This window comes from Acinetobacter calcoaceticus (assembly GCF_016508255.1).
Lineage (GTDB): Bacteria > Pseudomonadota > Gammaproteobacteria > Pseudomonadales > Moraxellaceae > Acinetobacter > Acinetobacter calcoaceticus_E.
In genome coordinates, this window is sequence record NZ_JADVKT010000004.1 from 98,633 (window position 1) to 117,507 (window position 18,875).

General features: G+C 40.1%; 20 protein-coding genes, 2 tRNA genes and 1 pseudogene. 13 read left to right on the forward strand and 10 right to left on the reverse strand.

The features are described from left to right. Window positions 1-134: 134 nt before the first annotated feature. Entirely contained in the window at window positions 135-2,486 is a 2,352-nt protein-coding gene (locus I5515_RS09840) for a Tex family protein (protein ID WP_199966243.1), read from the reverse strand. 662 nt (window positions 2,487-3,148) lie between these two features. Here I5515_RS09840 and ompR point away from each other — a divergent pair. The 5 genes and pseudogenes from ompR to I5515_RS09865 all read left to right on the forward strand — a co-directional run bounded on the left by ompR (window position 3,149) and on the right by I5515_RS09865 (window position 7,655). Next, entirely contained in the window at window positions 3,149-3,913 is a 765-nt protein-coding gene (ompR, locus tag I5515_RS09845) for a two-component system response regulator OmpR (RefSeq protein ID WP_000060753.1), read from the forward strand. Window positions 3,914-3,930: 17 nt separating this feature from the next. Then, window positions 3,931-5,388, forward strand: coding sequence for an ATP-binding protein (locus tag I5515_RS09850; protein WP_199966245.1), 1,458 nt, complete (start codon window positions 3,931-3,933; stop codon window positions 5,386-5,388). Between the two features lie 27 nt (window positions 5,389-5,415). Next, window positions 5,416-5,544, forward strand: a pseudogene (locus I5515_RS09855) (hypothetical protein). Between the two features lie 35 nt (window positions 5,545-5,579). Beyond that, window positions 5,580-7,094, forward strand: a complete 1,515-nt coding sequence (locus I5515_RS09860) for an acetyl-CoA hydrolase/transferase family protein (RefSeq protein WP_003653872.1) — start codon at window positions 5,580-5,582, stop codon at window positions 7,092-7,094. 129 nt (window positions 7,095-7,223) lie between these two features. Continuing rightward, window positions 7,224-7,655: a GNAT family acetyltransferase gene (locus I5515_RS09865; protein WP_199966247.1), complete on the forward strand. Its 432-nt coding sequence runs from the start codon at window positions 7,224-7,226 to the stop codon at window positions 7,653-7,655. A 172-nt stretch (window positions 7,656-7,827) separates the two neighbouring features. On the opposite strand, the gene I5515_RS09870 is transcribed toward I5515_RS09865, so the two are convergent. The 3 genes from I5515_RS09870 to I5515_RS09880 form a co-directional block, all read right to left on the reverse strand. Further along, a tRNA-Phe gene (locus I5515_RS09870) sits at window positions 7,828-7,903 on the reverse strand. A gap of 126 nt (window positions 7,904-8,029) precedes the next feature. Beyond that, a tRNA-Phe gene (locus I5515_RS09875) sits at window positions 8,030-8,105 on the reverse strand. Between the two features lie 105 nt (window positions 8,106-8,210). Beyond that, on the reverse strand, window positions 8,211-8,594 hold the full coding sequence (locus I5515_RS09880; RefSeq protein WP_199966249.1) for a GNAT family N-acetyltransferase: 384 nt from the start codon (window positions 8,592-8,594) through the stop codon (window positions 8,211-8,213). Between the two features lie 102 nt (window positions 8,595-8,696). Between I5515_RS09880 and hisB the strand changes: the two genes are divergently transcribed. The 5 genes from hisB to hisA all read left to right on the forward strand — a co-directional run bounded on the left by hisB (window position 8,697) and on the right by hisA (window position 12,162). Next, window positions 8,697-9,290 (forward strand): imidazoleglycerol-phosphate dehydratase HisB, encoded by a 594-nt coding sequence (gene hisB, locus I5515_RS09885; RefSeq protein WP_002116767.1) that lies wholly within the window; start codon window positions 8,697-8,699, stop codon window positions 9,288-9,290. Then, window positions 9,290-9,907, forward strand: coding sequence for an imidazole glycerol phosphate synthase subunit HisH (gene hisH, locus I5515_RS09890; protein WP_199966251.1), 618 nt, complete (start codon window positions 9,290-9,292; stop codon window positions 9,905-9,907). The genes hisB and hisH overlap by 1 nt, the downstream gene beginning before the upstream one ends. 152 nt (window positions 9,908-10,059) lie before the next feature. After that, a complete protein-coding gene (locus I5515_RS09895; protein WP_199966253.1) occupies window positions 10,060-10,608 on the forward strand; it encodes a DUF805 domain-containing protein in 549 nt (182 codons plus the stop codon). 86 nt (window positions 10,609-10,694) lie between these two features. Then, on the forward strand, window positions 10,695-11,336 hold the full coding sequence (locus tag I5515_RS09900) for a 3'-5' exonuclease (RefSeq protein ID WP_199966255.1): 642 nt from the start codon (window positions 10,695-10,697) through the stop codon (window positions 11,334-11,336). A gap of 94 nt (window positions 11,337-11,430) precedes the next feature. Further along, window positions 11,431-12,162, forward strand: a complete 732-nt coding sequence (gene hisA / locus I5515_RS09905) for a 1-(5-phosphoribosyl)-5-[(5-phosphoribosylamino)methylideneamino]imidazole-4-carboxamide isomerase (RefSeq protein WP_199966257.1) — start codon at window positions 11,431-11,433, stop codon at window positions 12,160-12,162. 69 nt (window positions 12,163-12,231) lie between these two features. On the opposite strand, the gene I5515_RS09910 is transcribed toward hisA, so the two are convergent. Beyond that, complete coding sequence (locus tag I5515_RS09910) at window positions 12,232-12,783, reverse strand: helix-turn-helix domain-containing protein (RefSeq protein WP_199966259.1); 552 nt, start codon at window positions 12,781-12,783, stop codon at window positions 12,232-12,234. Between the two features lie 98 nt (window positions 12,784-12,881). Between I5515_RS09910 and I5515_RS09915 the strand changes: the two genes are divergently transcribed. Beyond that, complete coding sequence (locus tag I5515_RS09915) at window positions 12,882-13,784, forward strand: DMT family transporter (RefSeq protein WP_199966261.1); 903 nt, start codon at window positions 12,882-12,884, stop codon at window positions 13,782-13,784. A 34-nt stretch (window positions 13,785-13,818) separates the two neighbouring features. On the opposite strand, the gene I5515_RS09920 is transcribed toward I5515_RS09915, so the two are convergent. The 4 genes from I5515_RS09920 to I5515_RS09935 are packed head-to-tail and all read right to left on the reverse strand — an operon-like array spanning window position 13,819 to window position 16,148. After that, entirely contained in the window at window positions 13,819-14,124 is a 306-nt protein-coding gene (locus tag I5515_RS09920) for an antibiotic biosynthesis monooxygenase family protein (protein ID WP_199966263.1), read from the reverse strand. Between the two features lie 3 nt (window positions 14,125-14,127). After that, the gene (locus tag I5515_RS09925) at window positions 14,128-14,520 is read right to left on the reverse strand and encodes a DUF4870 family protein (RefSeq protein WP_199966265.1); all 393 of its coding nucleotides are present in this window, start codon (window positions 14,518-14,520) and stop codon (window positions 14,128-14,130) included. A gap of 36 nt (window positions 14,521-14,556) precedes the next feature. Then, on the reverse strand, window positions 14,557-15,186 hold the full coding sequence (locus I5515_RS09930; RefSeq protein WP_199966267.1) for a DUF1294 domain-containing protein: 630 nt from the start codon (window positions 15,184-15,186) through the stop codon (window positions 14,557-14,559). An 11-nt stretch (window positions 15,187-15,197) separates the two neighbouring features. Then, complete coding sequence (locus tag I5515_RS09935; RefSeq protein ID WP_199966269.1) at window positions 15,198-16,148, reverse strand: homoserine kinase; 951 nt, start codon at window positions 16,146-16,148, stop codon at window positions 15,198-15,200. Between the two features lie 112 nt (window positions 16,149-16,260). Between I5515_RS09935 and hisF the strand changes: the two genes are divergently transcribed. After that, complete coding sequence (gene hisF / locus I5515_RS09940) at window positions 16,261-17,019, forward strand: imidazole glycerol phosphate synthase subunit HisF (RefSeq protein WP_199966271.1); 759 nt, start codon at window positions 16,261-16,263, stop codon at window positions 17,017-17,019. 40 nt (window positions 17,020-17,059) lie between these two features. Here hisF and I5515_RS09945 read toward each other — a convergent pair whose 3' ends face one another. Beyond that, on the reverse strand, window positions 17,060-17,698 hold the full coding sequence (locus I5515_RS09945) for a hypothetical protein (protein ID WP_199966274.1): 639 nt from the start codon (window positions 17,696-17,698) through the stop codon (window positions 17,060-17,062). A gap of 109 nt (window positions 17,699-17,807) precedes the next feature. Between I5515_RS09945 and I5515_RS09950 the strand changes: the two genes are divergently transcribed. Beyond that, window positions 17,808-18,812 carry an AraC family transcriptional regulator gene (locus tag I5515_RS09950; protein ID WP_199966276.1) on the forward strand — a complete coding sequence of 335 codons (1,005 nt, stop codon included), beginning with the start codon at window positions 17,808-17,810 and terminating at the stop codon, window positions 18,810-18,812. Window positions 18,813-18,875 lie beyond the last annotated feature (63 nt).

An 18,875-nucleotide genomic window follows, 5' to 3' on the forward strand; every position in this document is an offset into this window, starting at 1 on the left:
GTTTTTGTTGATCTTAAGATTCACCTCATCTTTACCACTTCAATTTTTTATTATCTGCTTTATCTAACTGCTAAAAATAATACTTAACCAATAAAAAGGCCTCCGATTGGAGGCCTTTTTATCAATTAAAATTCTTATTTAGAACCTTTAATCCCTGCTTGTAGCAACAATGCACCAAAACCACCAATTTTTTGCTCTTGTGGTTTCTCTTGCTTGGTGCGCTGAGGACGTTCAGCTTGATCTTTACGTGGCTGTTGTGGACGCTTACCTTGTGGCTTACGTTCAGAACGTTGTTCGTTATTTTGCTCACGACGTGGTGGACGCTGCGCTTTAACAGGCGCAGAACCTTCAGCACGCATGCTTAAGTTCACACGGTTACGTTCAACATCAACCTGCATCACGCGTACTTGTACGATCTGGCCCGGTTTTACAACTTTATGCGGATCAGATACAAACTCATTTGCAAGTTCAGAAATATGAACTAAGCCATCCTGATGCACACCAATATCAACAAAGGCACCAAAGTTTGTGACATTAGTAATCACACCTTCAAGCTGCATACCTTCTGTCAATTGACCAACTTCAGTAATATCTTCACGGAATTTAGCAGTACGGAACTCTGGACGTGGATCACGACCCGGTTTTTCAAGTTCAGCTAAAACGTCTTGAATTGTTGGCAAACCAAATTTGTCATCAACAAATTCATCAGCTTTTACTTGACGAATGATTTCAGTATTACCGATGATGTCTTTAACAGTTGTTGCTTTTGCTGCAACAATTTTCTCAACAAGACCATAACTTTCAGGGTGAACTGAAGAAGCATCTAAAGGTTCAGAACCATTTTGAATACGTAAGAAACCAGCCGCTTGTTCAAAAGTACGATCACCTAAACGCGGTACGCTTTTCAACGCTTGACGGTTGTCAAAACGACCATGCTCTTTGCGGTATTCAACAATCTGTTGAGCAATTGCTTTGTTTAAACCTGCAATATAAGCCAAGATTGCTGGCGAAGCGGTATTTACATCAACGCCTACAGCATTCACACAGTCTTCTACCACTGCATCAAGTGTTTTTGCCAAACCAGTCTGGTTCACATCGTGTTGATATTGGCCCACACCAATTGATTTCGGATCAATCTTAACAAGTTCAGCAAGTGGATCTTGTAAACGGCGAGCAATAGATACTGCGCCACGAATTGAAACGTCAAGCTCTGGCAGTTCTGCCGACGCCAGTTCACTTGCAGAATAAACAGATGCACCCGCTTCACTTACAGTGATTCGTGTTAAATTCAGATCAGTATTCGCAGCCATCATTTCAGCTACAACAGCTTCTGTTTCACGGCTAGCTGTACCATTGCCAATTGCAATCAGCTCTACATTATATTCACGGCATAGACGTGCAAGTTCAGCAATTGAGCCTTCTTTATCTTCTTTTGGAGCAAATGGATAAATCGTGCTGTGAGCAAGTACATCACCTGCATCACTGATTACTGCTAATTTCACGCCAGTACGGATACCAGGGTCAACACCCAAAGTCGTACGACTACCAGCTGGCGCTGACAATAATAAATGACGAAGGTTTTCAGCAAATACCTGCATTGCTTCTGCTTCAGCAGTAAGACGTTTTTCAGTCAGCAATGAATGTTCGATTTGAGGACGAATCTTGCCTAACCAAAATAATTTTGCAGTTTGCTTTAAGAAATCCTGACGTGCTTGAGGTTGAACTTGCTCAAGGTTGTATTCAGTTTCGATACGCGCCAATGGTGCATCATCTTCACCATCTACTTTCAAACCCAGTACGTTTTCTTGACGACCACGTAACATCGCCAATAAACGATGAGAAGGTAGTTTGTTTAGACCTTCAGAGAATTCAAAGTAATCACGGAATTTTTTACCAACTTCTTTCTTTTCTTCAGATGCAACTGCACTTTTTAAAACCGCAGTTTTTGCAAAAGTTGTTTTTAATTCTGTAGTAAGTGAAATATTTTGTGCCCAGTCATCAATCAGAATATGCTGAATCGCATCTAATTGACTTTCAACATCTGGATAATCTTCATGACTGAAACCAGCCAATGCTTCCGTCGGGTCAACTTGTTCTGCAATAATTTTTTCAGCAATTGGTCCTAAACCTGCTTCTTTTGCTTTAAAAGATTTACTCGTACGCTTAGGGCGATACGGTGCATAAATTTCTTCTAAAGCATTTTTTGTTTCGGCTGCATTCACCCGCGCCAACAAGTCATCATTCAATTTATTCTGTTCTTGCAATGACTGAATGACTTTTTCACGGCGCTCATATAAATCACGTAAATACGCTAAACGAGTATCTAATTGGCGTAACTGCGTATCATCTAAACCTTGTGTTACTTCTTTACGGTAACGGGCAATAAATGGAACACTGGCACCTTCATCAATTAAGCGGATGGCAGCTTCTACTTGGTTTGGACGTACGGCAAGCTCACTTGCCAACTGCTGAACTAAGTCAGTCATCGTGTTTGATCCCACAAGGATAAAGTTTAAAAGCACTGATTATAAAGACCAAGCCCATAAAATCCACACTTGTTTGCGTATTCAAAACGTTTTTTTGTATTGACTCTGAATATTTATGCTTTTTAAGGCGAGCAGAGCACATAAAAACAAGCATTTAAGTCTAAAAAATTTTAAGCTAGCTCCTCTCGTTACTTTTTATTAAAGTGATAAATGCACCACTTATGTCATCAAGATGACAAAATTTTATTATAATTTATGAGAAAATGATCATATTGATACATGCCTCAAAAGATAAAAATATAGAGATTCAACAAAATTTTATTTGTCCAATCTTTTATCGAACCCGACTATCTGCTTACTGTAACAATTAAAAGCTTTATAATTACTCTTTCACACCCTCCCCAATAACCTATTTGAAACAATTAGTTATTACTATTTAAAAAGATATCAAAGATTTAAGTATTTGTTTTTTTAGATCAGTCTTTGCTAAATTATGGGCTTAAGATGTTGTTTTTTGGTTTCAAACTACCTTGAAAATTGTAATTTTGAGCAAATTGATACATAGTCTTAACAAGAACATCAGCATTATACTGAGGGCTTGTTGGCAATAAGCCTCACCGACCCAATAATATATAAATTATGACTTTAAAAGGGAGTACATCATGAGTTTAGTTGTACCTGCTGAACATCCTGAAACCGTACACAACGAAACGGATCGTGTCGAACGTATTTTAGTGGTCGATGACGATGTGCGTTTACGTACCCTCTTGCAACGTTTTTTGGAAGATAAAGGCTTTGTTGTAAAAACTGCCCACGATGCTTCGCAAATGGACCGTCTATTACAACGTGAGCTATTTTCACTTATCGTACTTGACTTTATGTTGCCAGTTGAAGATGGCTTGAGTATTTGCCGTCGTTTACGCCAATCAAATATTGATACGCCAATCATCATGTTAACAGCACGTGGTAGCGATTCAGACCGTATTGCAGGTCTTGAAGCTGGCGCTGATGATTACTTGCCAAAACCATTTAATCCGAATGAACTTTTAGCCCGTATCCGTGCTGTATTGCGTCGCCAAGTTCGTGAAGTTCCAGGTGCTCCAAGCCAACAAGTTGAAGTGGTTAGCTTTGGTCCATGGTCTTTAGACTTGTCTACCCGCACACTGACACGTGAAGGACAAATCGTTACCTTAACGACTGGCGAATTTGCGGTATTAAAAGCATTGGTACAACACCCACGTGAACCATTAACACGCGATAAACTCATGAATTTGGCTCGTGGTCGTGAATGGGGTGCAATGGAACGTTCAATTGACGTTCAAGTATCTCGCTTACGTCGTTTAATTGAAGATAATCCTGCACGCGCACGTTATATCCAAACTGTATGGGGCGTGGGTTATGTATTTGTTCCAGATGGTGCGGAATAAGCTTGAGATAAAATAGAGTGAGTTTAGAACCAATCGCGCCACAAAACTTTACTGATTACGTTACCTACTCTGAACGGAAACGAACTCGGTGGGAACGTTTTCTCGACAAAATTAAGCCACGCTCTGCTGCCATGCGTACCACCATTCTGGTACTGCTGGTAGTATTTTTTAGCTTATTTATGTCGTTATGGTTCTTTTGGCGCACTCTTTATTTACCTGAGATTCAACAACATGCCCGTTATCTTGCGGTTGAACTTGAACTCGTCAACAATCCAGACATACGGATTTTTCATCGAGACAGTCAAGTAGATGTAGATGAGTGGTTACGTAAGCGTGTAGGTATTGAATACATTACCAACCCGACAGAATATCCAAGTGTCCGCGATAAAGTTATTGCTGAGATTTTTACCAATCAGGTCGAACAAAAACTGGCTAATGAGATTGGCGCTAAGGATGTTACGGTTTACTTCCAGTTTAAACCTAGCCCACGTATCTGGATTCAAACCCCTGAAATGCACGGAAACTGGGTTCGTGAGCCTTTAAAAACTTATGCAAACTATAGCCCTGAGCTATTAATTGGCTGGGTCGTTGGTGTTCCATTAGTGTCGGCTATCATTATTTTGATTTTGGTCAGACAAATGAACCGCCCTCTGCGTCGTTTGCAAAATGCTGCCAATGAATATAGTAAGTCAGGAACAGCACCTTATTTAGATACCAATCACGGCCCTTTAGAAATTAGGCAAGTGAATCAAGCCTTTAACCGTATGGTCTATACGCTTGATCAAACTGAGCGTGAACGACGTATTATGTTGGCTGGCATTTCACATGATTTGCGAACTCCTCTAACACGCATTCGTTTAACAGCAGAAATGTTACCTGATGAGTTCTTACGTGAAGGTCTAGTCTATGACGTAGATGATATGGACGCAATTCTGAATCAGTTTATTTCATATATGCGTGATGGCTCAGATGAGGAACTGCGAGACACCAATATCAATATGCTTTTGCAAGAGCTCGTTGTCCAGTTTAAGCCACTTGACATTCACTTCGAGATGCAGGATGTGCCCATTATTCCGGCACGTAGCTTGTCTTTAAAAAGACTTATTGCCAACCTGATTAATAATGCAAAACGCTATGGTGCCGAACCCATAGAACTCAGTGCAAAAGTTGAAAATGAACATATTTTAATTACCGTTGCCGATCATGGTGAAGGTATTCCGCCAGATCAAATTGAAGAGTTAATGCAACCGTTTGTCCGCGGAGACTCAGCAAGAACGATTCAAGGTAGTGGACTTGGACTTGCCATTGTCAAACGTATTGTCGATATTCACCAAGGTGAAATCCAGATTCATAACCGTGAACAAGGCGGTTTAGAAGTTATTGTTTCTTTACCCCTCCCCAAACCAATTCCTGAAGAAAACAACTCGATCAATCCATTAGGAAAAATAAAACAAACTTTGAGTGAGCGCTTTTAATTTAACCAGTTAGTGATTAAAAGCCTCATTTTAAAGACAAATAAAATAATTAAAAATCAATAAAATAAAAACCATAAATATAATTTATACCACCATTTATTTACAAAATTAGACCTTAGCCTAACACCTATGCACTTTTCAATTTTTCATAGCTAAAATCCCCTATGTTTTGACAATTTTGAGGATGTCCAATGTCTTTAAGTCGTATTCGCCTAGCTTCTCTTCATGACAAGGTCATCAGTGCTGAACAGGCTGCGCAGTTCATCGAAGATGGAATGACCGTAGGTATGAGTGGTTTTACTCGTGCTGGTGAAGCTAAAGCCGTTCCACAAGCACTTGTAGAACTTGCAAAGAAAAATCCGTTAAAAATTACATTAATTACGGGTGCTAGCTTAGGTAATGACTTAGACAAACAACTCACGGAAGCAGGTGTTTTATCTCGTCGTATGCCATTCCAAGTGGACAACACTTTACGTCGTGCCATTAACAATGGCGAAGTTATGTTTATTGACCAGCATTTGTCTGAAACTGTTGAACAAATGCGTAATCAACAGCTTAAACGTCCAGATGTTGCAGTAATCGAAGCGATTGCGATTACTGAAGACGGCGGCATTATTCCAACCACCTCAGTTGGTAACTCTGCAAGCTTTGCTATTTTTGCCGAGAAAGTAATTGTTGAAATCAACACATCTTTAAGCGAAAGCTTTGAAGGTTTGCACGACATCTATATTCCAACCTATCGTCCAACACGTACTCCAATTCCATTAACTAAAGTGGATGAGCGTATTGGTACATCAGCTATTCAAATCGATCCAGCAAAGATTGTTGGCATTGTATTTAACGATACGCATGACTCACCATCAACAGTAACTCCGCCAGATGATGAAACTCAAGGTATTGCAAATCACCTGATCGCCTTCTTTAACAAAGAAGTTGCAGAAGGTCGTTTACCGAAAAGCCTTGGCCCATTACAAGCAGGTATCGGTTCTATTGCCAATGCTGTATTAACTGGCTTAAAAGATTCTGACTTTGAAGACCTCATCATGTACTCAGAAGTACTACAAGACTGTACTTTTGAATTAATTGATGCAGGCAAAATGAAATTTGCTTCTGGCAGCTCAATTACGCTTTCTGCAAAATGTGGAGAGAAAGTTTTTGGCAATATCGAAGCTTACAAAGACAAATTAGTGCTCCGTCCACAAGAAATTTCTAACCACCCTGAACTGGTTCGCCGTTTAGGTATTATCGGCATTAACACTGCGCTTGAGTTTGATATTTACGGTAACGTGAACTCGACTCATGTATGCGGTACTAAAATGATGAACGGTATTGGTGGTTCAGGTGACTTCGCTCGTAATGCTCACTTGGCTATCTTTGTGACTAAATCAATTGCTAAAGGCGGCGATATCTCTTCTATCGTGCCAATGGTGAGCCATGTTGACCACAGTGAACATGATGTTGATATTTTAGTGACAGAGCAAGGCTTAGCAGACCTACGCGGTTTAGCGCCTCGTGAACGCGCTCGCGTTGTTATCGACAATTGTGTACACCCACTTTACCGTGATGCATTAAATGACTACTTTGATCGCGCATGTGCTAAAGGTGGACATACCCCTCATTTACTTCGTGAGGCGTTGTCTTGGCATGCAAACTTCGAAGAAACAGGTCAAATGCTTCAAGCAGCACCAGTTGCAAAATCAGCTTAAATAACTGGTTTCATTCAAGCACTCCTACGGGGGTGCTTTTTTATTTGTTTAAATTATTAATAAATACTGCTCAAGCCCGAATTTTTATTTTATCTTTTGAGCACATCAAAACAAAAAGTAGAAATCTATATGTTTATTATTCGTCAATTTACAAATGCCGATCTGGAAGATGTCGTCATTTTATGGGAAAGCTGTGGCCTGACTCGCCCTTGGAATAATCCTGAAACTGATATTTTCAGAAAAGTCTCACAACAAGATGATTTATTTTTGGTTGCTATTAAAGATGAGCAACTCATTGGCACGCTTATGGGCGGCTATGACGGTCATAGAGGCTGGATTAATTATTTAGCTGTTCATCCTCACCAACAACGCTTAGGAATCGCTACAGCGCTCGTTCAGCAGCTAGAAAAGCGACTGATTGCTCGAGGCTGCCCAAAACTTCAATTATTGGTACGTAAAGATAATTTGAATGTACTCAATTTTTATGAACAGCTCGGCTATGACGAAGTCGAAGCGGTGTGCCTAGGGAAACGACTCATTCGTGATAACTCACCTGACTAGAATGCTCTTCTTAAGTTTGACCCTATTTAAAATAGTCATTTGAGCTTGGGGATAAATGACAGGCCTTGTGGATAAATCTCATTTTACCCACAAGCAGGAAAATTATGTATTTAGATAAAAACGATACGCATGAAAAAAGCCCCATACAAAATGTATGGGGCTTTTTCGAATATGGTGGCGAGACCCAGGATCGAACTGGGGACACACGGATTTTCAATCCGTTGCTCTACCTACTGAGCTATCACGCCAATGGCCTGTATTAAGCCGTATCTCAGAACAATAGTCAACAATTATCCTGAGTTTTTGATTTAAATGAGTATTTTTTATACTTAAAAAAAATCCCTGATGGGATCAGGGATTGAAAACACAAATAATGGTGGCGAGACCCAGGATCGAACTGGGGACACACGGATTTTCAATCCGTTGCTCTACCTACTGAGCTATCACGCCGAAGTGGGCGTATTAAACAATGTTTATATGATCACGTCAAGCAACTTCCGTGTTTTTTGTAACAAGTGATTATTTTTAAATCACCACCACATACAGACTGGACTTTTAATGCTGTAATTTACCAATATGCGCCAAACAGCGATGAATCGCACCACAGCCAGGTTCAAAAATTTTAACGCCCTTTGATTCTTCTAGACGACAAGCTTCTTCAACCAATCGCTCTGCTACCCCACGTCCACGGTTAGCAGGATGCACAACGATGTATTCAAGAACCTTGCTTTCACCTTGTCCTGAGGACCAGATTGCCCCTATAATTTTGGTGTTAAATTCGGCAGTGTATAGCGTGGTATACTGCTGTAAATCTTGTTCAAGTTGTTCAATCGCATCGTGCCCGTCACCAAATTCCGGACTTGTATCATACAGTCGCTCAAGCTGATCGCGAATCTCTGAATTATCTAGAGAACTATAAGCATGTACGGTAATAGGCATTGATTAACCCTCCTGAGCAAACTATGATGCTGTCACGAATTCGTCACAGCGAAATTATCGTTACATCCAATCATTTTTGACGTTTTTTTGAGGAACGTGTCCATGACGCAACGTATCAGTGAAGTGGTTAGAAATACCAATGAAACCAAAATTCGAGTTCGATTAAATCTCGACGGTACTGGTCAAGGCACACTAAACACTGGAGTTCCATTTTTAGACCATATGATTGATCAAATCAAGCGACATGGCTTATTTGATATCGATATTCATTGTGATGGAGACCTCGAGATTGATGATCACCACACCGTAGAAGACTGTGGAATCACACTTGGACAAGCTTTTGCACAAGCTTTAGGCGATAAAAAAGGTTTAAAACGCTATGGTCATTTTTATGCGCCATTAGACGAAGCTTTGTCTCGCGTTGTTGTAGATTTATCTGGTCGCCCAGGTTTATTTATGGATATTCCATTTACTCGTGCGCGCATCGGTACATTTGATGTCGATTTATTTTCTGAGTTTTTCCAAGGTTTCGTGAACCATGCGCTTATGACCTTACACATTGATAATTTGAAAGGCAAAAATAGCCACCATCAAATTGAAAGTGTATTTAAAGCGCTAGCTCGTGCTTTACGTATGGCATGTGAGGTTGATCCACGTGCAGAAAACACGATCGCATCGACAAAAGGTAGCCTCTAATGACACGTATTGCGTTGCTTGATTATGGCATGGGTAATCTACACTCAGCTGCTAAAGCACTTGAGCATGTAGGCGCAAAAGTCGATGTGACGAATGATCCAAAACTCATTGCACAAGCTGACAAAATTGTTTTTCCGGGCGTTGGTGCAATGCGTGACTGTATGCAAGGCATGCGTGAAGCAGGTATTGATGAAGTCGTACGCAAAGCTGCTTTTAATAAACCTGTTCTTGCGATTTGCGTAGGCATGCAGGCATTGCTACAAAGCTCTGAAGAAAATGGCGGTGTAGACGCATTAGGCATTTTTGAAGGAGTTGTCAAACACTTCCCTCAAATGGAAGGTTTGAAAGTGCCGCACATGGGCTGGAACCAAGTTCACCAAATGGACCCAAGTCATCCAATGTGGAACAACATTGAACAAGACGCTCGTTTTTACTTTGTGCATAGCTATTATGTCGAACCTAAAGATGAAAACCTTGTAGCTGCAACATGTGAATATGGTGTGAATTTCTGCACAGCCATTCACAAAGATAATTTATTCGCGACTCAATTCCACCCAGAGAAAAGTCATACTGCAGGTTTACAGTTACTTAAAAACTTTGTGGAATGGAATATTTAATTTCACTAAAGCTTTAAACAGATCAGGTCAATATAGCCTGATCTTTTTTTTTATTTATAATAACAACCAATCATTTATAGAATGATATTTTATTCAACAAAATATTGAATATTTATACTTTTAAATAAAACCAAATGATCAGGATAAACACAATGAATTCACCTTTTGAAAATCAACCTATTCAGCAGGATTCGCCCTTTAAAGCAAGTGGTCGTTTCGGACGACTCTCATATGCTGCTTGGACTTTCTTATTTACGTTAGTCCTCGTTATTGCCATTTTGCTTATTACTTTTACTTTTGGACTTACACAAAATGAGGGCACCCCAGGCTTTACTACGCCCGGCATAATCTCTCTCGTCATCATTTATATCGTCGGTATTTATATCAGCTTCGTTTTCGCCATTCGCCGTTTACATGACCGTAATAATACAGGATGGCTATCTTTACTCATGTTAGTACCAGTCGTAAATATTGGCTTTGCTATTTATTTATTCTGTGTAAAAGGTACTGAAGGTACTAATAATTATGGCCCAAAACGCCCAACCCTTGGCTGGGAGCGTGTTTTAGGCTGGATTTATATTGTGATTATTCCACTCGCATTTGTTTTCGGAGTTATTGTTGCAATGATGGTTCCGAGTTATCAAAGTTATATCGAAAGAAGTGAAAGTATTGAAATTGGCACACCGTCTCAGTCTCAATAATTATTAAAGACATTCATAAAGCCTAGTCCTCTAGGCTTTATTCATATATAAAGCTAATAGCTCAATTCATTTGTACGCTGTTAAACATGTCCGAAGCCTCTCCCCTCCTTGATAAAGCCTCTATTCAGCAGCTTCCTCTTTTTGAGAATCTTACACACCAAAATATTGTGGTGATTGAAAATAGCGAGCAATGTAAAAGTATTGAAGAAGAATTAAAAAATGCTGAAATTTTGGGCTTTGATTCCGAATCAAAACCCACTTTTCGGGTAGGCGAAGTCTCAACTGGTCCACATCTAATTCAGCTTGCTATGGAACACAAAGCATATTTATTTCATGTAAATTCATCGACTTTAAAATTTTTACAACCCATTTTGTCTAACCCTCAGCAAATTAAAGTCGGCTTTGGCCTTAAAAATGATAAGCATATTTTTCATAAAAAAGGCATTGAGCTAGAAAGTTGTGTCGACCTAGCCAAAGGCTTTAGTCACTTTGGTTTTACACAGCAAATGGGGATACAAAAAGCGGTTGCACTGTTATTTGGGCAATATCTTTCAAAATCAAAGAAAATTGGTACATCAAATTGGGCACGAAAACCGCTTACGTCACAGCAAATAAGTTACGCCGCTGCTGATGCTTATGCAGCCCTATTGGTATTTGAAGAGCTTAGAAAACAAAAATTATTACCGGCTCACATTTCACAAACGATTCAAACCGCACTTCAAGCGTAAAGTTATAAAAGTCTTTTCTAAGGCTTAGCGATTGATCAATACTTTGCTAAGATGTGCACAATTTCATAATCATGATGAAGCAAGGAGCGGAAGCATGCTAATCATTCCTGCAATTGACCTGAAAGATGGTAAATGTGTGCGTTTAAAACAAGGGCGTATGGAAGACGATACTGTTTTCTCTGACGATCCAGTTGCAACTGCCCAGCATTGGGTAAATGAAGGCGCACGACGTTTGCATTTGGTCGATTTGAATGGCGCTTTCGCAGGCACTCCAATTCATAAACCTGTTGTTGAAGCAATTGCTAAAGCTCAACCAGAGCTACCGATTCAAATTGGCGGTGGTATCCGCTCATTAGAAACAATCGAGCACTATTTAGAAGCTGGTGTGACTTTTGTCATTATCGGTACTAAAGCCGTTCAAGAGCCTGAATTTGTAGAAGAAGCATGCAAACGCTTTGCAGGTCATATCATTGTTGGTATTGATGCTATAAATGGTATGGTTGCAACTGATGGCTGGGCTAATGTTACTGACGTTAAAGCAACTGATTTAGCAAAACGCTTTGCAGATGCGGGCGTGTCTAGCATTGTTTATACAGACATTGCTCGTGATGGCATGATGCAAGGTGTAAATGTTGAGCAAACTGTAAACTTGGCTCAATACTCAGGCTTACCAGTGATTGCTTCTGGTGGTGTAACAAATCTTGATGATGTACGTAACTTAATAGGCAAACCAGGCATTTTAGGTGCAATCACAGGCCGTGCAATTTATGAAGGTACGCTTAATCTTCGTGAAGCTCAGCTTTTGTTAGATGAAAACCGTCTTTAATTTTTAAGATGTAAAAAAAGAGCCGCTTTAGGCTCTTTTTTATTGCTGATATGAAATATATATTCTAAATCAATACACCACATTACGAATAAATTTAAGCACCTGTTTACCACTATTAACATAAGTGTAAGTTACTGAACTGGCATATATAAATGAAGAACCAGCAGTAATAGTTTTTGAGCTATCTGCAAATTGGATGGTCAACTCACCTTCTAATACATAAATAAGCTCTTGCCATCCTTCTGGGTCTGCTTCAGCAATATAAGACTCCCCTACTGCCAATGACCATGTCCAAAGCTCAACTTGGCTATGGGATGGAACCGAAGCCAGTAAGGTTGCTTTGCTTTCTTCCTTTTCGCCTTGCCAAGCAAGTACATTCACCAAGGCTTGTTCTTTATGCTCAGGTGCACTCACAATCGTTCTAAAGTCTACTCCCAGCACGATCGCAATCGCATCGAGTTTAGCCAAGCTTATATTGACCTGCCCTGTTTCTAAAGCAGCAATGGTTCGTCTACTCACCCCTGCCTGATCGGCCAAGTCCTGTTGGCTTAAACCACGCTCATCTCTTAATGAACGGATATTTGTGCCGACATGCTGTAAAACGGTACTCGACTGGCTCATAAAATAGGTTAGTAAAGAAAATATGAGCAATATATTGCACAAAACAGAAGAATAGCGCAATATGTGCAGTATATTGCACAATTCCTAATGATTTGAGTATGTCACCAATTTCTCTGAGTTCAAGTAAAGCCCCACAGCTAGCACTCGTTTTGATTACGATGATTTGGGGTGGAACATTTCTTACAGTGCAATATGCACTGAACTTTTCTTCGCCTATGTTTTTTGTGGGTTGTCGCTTTGCCGTGGCGGCTTTAACCTTATTACTTGTTTCATTAAAAAGTATGAAGGGTGTTACTTTAAAAGATTTAGGTGCTGGCATCGCAATTGGCTTAGTTATTGTGGGAGGCTATGGAACTCAAACAGTTGGCCTGCAAACAATCCCAAGTAGTGAGTCGGCTTTTTTAACATCACTTTATGTCCCGCTTGTTCCTATTTTAATGTGGCTCATATTTAGAAAAGTTCCACACATTATGACTTGGGTTGGAGCCGCTCTTGCTTTTACTGGTCTTGTTTTATTAACAGGTAATGGTTTTGAAAAAATCTCTTTGAGTTTTGGACAGCTTGTAACCGTACTGGGATCATTGGCGATTGCTTTAGAAATTATTTTTATTAGTTACTTTGCTGGAAAAGTAAATTTACGTCGCGTCACAGTCATTCAACTCGGGGTAGCCTCTCTGGTTTCTTTTGCCATTATGCCTGTGGTGGGTGAACATACGATTCCAGCATTTTCATGGCCGCTTGCACTCCTTGCTGTTGCATTAGGTTTAGCCAGTGCGCTGATACAATTTGTGATGAACTGGGCTCAACGTATGGTTGACCCTTCGCGTGCTGCAATTATTTATGCAGGAGAACCTGTTTGGGCAGGCATTATTGGTCGAATTGCGGGTGAGCGTTTACCAGTTATTGCTCTTTTGGGTGGAGCATTAGTCGTATTAGGTGTTTTGGTCAGCGAGTTAAAACTTAAGTTGCCAGTTAAAAAAATTAAAAGAATTCCAGAATAAAAAAAGAGAGCTTAACGCTCTCTTTTTTTATTCATTATTTTTTCTTCAATAACATACAGGGCTCGTAGTACTCAACCATCGGCATTGGATCATAGAATGGATGGAGCAAAGTCTTCCATTCCTGATAAGCTTCAGACTTTCTAAATCCTTCTGTATGATTTTCAATCTTATCCCAGAAAATCATTAAAATATAACGATGAGGGTCAGTTACATGTCTAATGAGTTGGACAGCATTGAAACCTTCCATTGGATAAATAATATGTTTAGCTTGCTCGAAGGCCTCAAGAAATGCTTCACTTTGCCCAGACTTTACACTCAAATATACATGTTCAATAATCATGATTTATTGATACATCGGGCGGTTATCATTTAACGCAATCAAGCCACGAATTGCACGGTATACAATCCAGATCCATGCAGCTGTCACTACACCCACGCAGAATACAGTCGATGAGATTGCAACACCCGCAAATAGATCGGTATTCTCACCTGTAAAGAACAAGAAAATAAATGGCAGGAAGGCGATAATATTCCAAGCCAGATACCACCAAAATGTTCTGATCTGCCATGTAAAGTGGCTTGCAAAAATTGAGCCTTGTACATCAGAGCGCTTTACATAGTTGATAATCAAAGCAATAACTGCAAGTAAGCCGCCTGTAAAAATGGCAACAATATAAAGTATGTATAAAATCAGTGTTAAAGTACGATTTGGATCTTGGTCTATAGAACTATTCATTTTTATACCTCTTAGGTTTAATAAAACAATTTACTTTTATGAGCCACGCAATACATTTAAGGGAGAAATTAGCCACAAAATCAAAAGTAAATGAAGGAATATGGTACAAAAATAAATCTTCCGGAATGGTTGTTTTTGTGTTTTATGTCTCAATTTTTGTTGTGCCCACCATGCTGCAGGCCATCCCCCTAAAAAGCTGACAATATGCAAGGTTTGCTCAGGAACACGACGATTACCCAATTGTGCAGCTTCTTTATCTTGTGAATAAAGCCAGTAACTCAACACATTCATCATTAAAACAAACAACAAAGTATAGGCTGGTAAAGTATGGATAAAACTCATAATGCCCATTAAAACAAAATAAAATACGATCCCCATTTGCATTGCAGACCATGGACGGGCTTGAAAAGAAGATTGTATCTTTGCAGGCTTTAAAGATTTGCTGGTTTGAGATGCTTTTAGATAGGTCACCTGCTGGGCACGGAAACGACCTTGTTCATCAAGAATAATCAAATATTCCAGTGCACAACCAATAATGGGCCGAGGTCCGGGGCGTGCAAAATCTTTGATATGCAAAAAGACTCGTTCTTTTTCAGCATCATCTGGCTGAATAAAGCCATATCCTTTTTCGTCGAACCATTCGACTAGTCGCCCCTGATCTCGCATCTTAATTCCTTTTATCCTTTCACATGGCTCAAACGGTCTTGCATCATTGCTCGCATTTCTTGCGGGTCTTTTTGCAAGATGTCATCACCTGTACGTCCTTCTTCTTTATTTTTTTGAGCAACTTGCAAACGCATTGACCAAAAACGGCAAGCCGCCATTGCTAAGAATACATCCAAACATTCAAGTTCATCTGAAGTAAGCGCACGAACTTTTTGATAACTCTCTAAATAAGCTGCTACTTTATCTGAGTTTAAATGTGCTTCTGGATATTCGGTACAAAAATCATTGATGGTAATTGCAATATCAAACAACAATTCGTCTTGATTTAACTCGTAAAAATCTAAAATACCTTGTAATTGCTCACCATCAAACAAAGTATTGTCACGGAACAAATCTGAGTGAATAAAACCTGTTGGTCGATTTGAGTACTGCGCTGTTTTCGCATTAAATGCTTGATAGACCTGCTCAAGTAAATTTTGGTCATCTTGAGTCATGTTTGGTTTAAGCTGCTCTGCAACGCCTGTCCAGTACTGATGATCACGTCGATATTCACGCTCAAGCGGAAAATCTTGTAAAGCCACATGCAACTTCGCTTGTGCGTCTGCAATCGCAGCAACTTGAGCAACTGTTGTTTGCATGGGATGGTGCCCCATTAAACGTGGTGCAATCTGTGCAGGCTTTTCTGCAATAACGTGAACCGCTTGTCCGCTATGTTTTAGCGGTACAGCGACGGGTACGTCATGCGTCCCCAATTGTTCAAGAACAGGAATGAGTTCGCCTGCCCCTTTTGCATCTAACTCTTCAAATACAGTGAGTACATACTGCTTGCGGTTTACATCAACCAAAAAATAATTGGTGTTTTGAATACCTCCCTGAATTGGGTTCAGCTCCAACACCTCTAATCCATAAGGTGCAGCAAAGGCGCGAACTTCATCTAAACTCAACGGGGTATAAACCGACATGGAAAACCTGCAAAAAACATCTGTGAAGTTTGATAGAATACCTCTTCCCTCCATGAAGGTGTAGCGCCTGTGTAGGAACTTTCACCAACGGCGATTATTTTTGGAAAAAGCTATGCTTGCTAAACGTATTATTCCTTGCCTAGACGTTGATAACGGACGCGTAGTTAAAGGCGTTCAATTCCTCGATATTCGTGATGCTGGCGACCCTGTTGAAGTGGCACGTCGCTATAACGAACAAGGTGCAGATGAAATTACCTTTTTAGATATTACCGCTACACATCATGGACGCGATACCACTTACCGTACTGTTGAACGTATGGCCGAGACTGTATTTGTGCCATTAACTGTTGGTGGGGGCGTACGTAAAGTTGAAGATATTCGTGCCTTATTAAATGCAGGTGCAGATAAAGTCAGCATTAACTCAGCAGCCGTATTTAATCCTGAATTTGTTCAAGAAGCTTCACAGCACTTTGGCGCACAATGTATTGTGGTTGCAATTGATGCCAAAAAAACTGGCGAAAATAAATGGGAAATCTTTACTCACGGTGGCCGTAAACCAACGGGTATTGATGCCATTGAGTGGGCTGTAAAAATGGCTGACTTTGGCGCGGGTGAGTTACTCATTACCAGTATGGATGCCGATGGTACGAAAGCCGGTTACGATATTGCCTTAATGCGTGCTATTAATGACCGCGTTACCATTCCAACCATTGCCTCTGGTGGCGTAGGTAACTTACAACACCTAGCAGACGGAATTTTACAAGGCGGTGCCGATGCAGTATTGGCAGCAAGTATTTTCCACTTTGGCCAATATACAATTCCACAAGCTAAACAATATTTAGCTGAACAAGGCATCGAAATGCGCTTGTAAACTTATAAATATAATAAGGGGCTATATTGCCCCTTTATTTTTATGCTGCGCCATCTACTTCTTTCACATCACTGGTAAGTTCAGGTTTTTCTTTTTTCTCGACCCACTTTGCAGGAAAGATTTTTTCGACAGCTTGTGTTAACGATCGAGCAAGAACTACAGGTAACTTTATCCCTGAAGGGTTTTGTTCTTTTAAATCTACCGAAGAAACCACACGTGTTCCCATCACATAATCAAACCAAGGCTTAGTCACACACCAATTGGCATCTTGATTAGAATTCATGTGGTGGTCGTAATGCCACGGAATTTTACGCTTTGCCCAGTCAGGCTCTAAATGTGCACGGCGGTGAATATAGTAATAATTTCCTGCACTGTACCAAGCTGAAAGTGCCATGCCTTTTGAAAACGGATAAAAAATTGCGCTTGAAACAGTTGCCACGACTGCAAGTGAAATTAACTCATTTTTAGTCCGCCAGTTTCGAACACCTTCCACATAGCAATCATCATGAAATTGTTGTTTGCGTACTTCACGATGGTGTGCCCAATGTGACTCCATACTTCTAGGCACTGGGCTATAACGTGGTTGCCCCGAACGGTGTACACCATGCAAAATATATTTATGTGCCACCCATTCAAATGCATTCGCAACTGCAATTCCGACAATAAACCCTTTTAACATCACCTGACTCCTTTTTCTTTTTATTCAGAATATAAAATTCGCTATGCTATGTATTGACCAGAATTTATGGTTTCATTGACAAATTACGACAAGAAAGAGGTGGTCACGGATGCCACAACTAAAAAATTATACGGGTTCGGTGTATGGAGGGCTGGGACACCTATTAAAAGCTTACTGCGAAGCAAATGGGTTAGCTATTCCTGAACAATTAGAGCAAATTCAAAATCTGGAACGCTTTGACTATGTCATTTGGCGTGATTTATTAGAAGTTATTTATAAGCTAGACCCAAAGCCCGCGTTAGGGCTAGAAATTGCCAAATACGTACAGCCCAAACACTTAGGCATTATTGCCTACCTTGCTTTATCTTGCGATAACCTAGGCGAAGCCCTAATTCGCTATCATGATTTTCACCGTCTGATTTATGACGGAAGTCCTTTAGTGGTTGAACTACAAGGGAAATATGCTTCTATTCGCTGGGAAGCCACAGAGCTGCACCCGACACAGCTTACCGATGAAATCGCCATTGCGCTGGTTATTCAATTTTTACGACTTTTTATGTCTCATGAAGATGTGCATTTACATGAGGTACGTTTCTTAAATACCGCCTCTAAAAATATTAGAGTTTATGAGCAATACTTTCAGTGCCCTGTACGCTTTAGCCAGCCCCGTACAGAATTACTCATTCCAATTACTGAAATTAATAAACCCCTGAGCAGTGCTGACCACACTCTACAACAATTATTGGTGAAGCAAGCACAAGCACTTTTAGAACAATTACCAAATTCGACACAACTTGATCAGCGCTTACAGCACTCGATTTTAACCGGACTACAAAAGAATCACTATCAAATTGAATATATTGCCGCTCAGTTAGATCTTTCGGTTCGACAACTTCAGCGCCACTTACAACAACAAAATACCACCTTTCAGGAACGCGTCCAGCAAATCAGGTTTATGCTGGCAACTGAATATCTAAAAGACCCGCATTTGAGCCTACAAGAAATTGCGCTTTTACTCTGTTATTCAGAACAAAGTGCTTTTCAAAGAGCATTTAAGCATTGGACTGATCAAACGCCACAACAATGGAGAGAGCAATTTTTAAACAAAAAATAACCTACCAAAACTTACAATTCTTTTCTTGATTAAAACAACACTGAAAACAAAAATTTCATATAG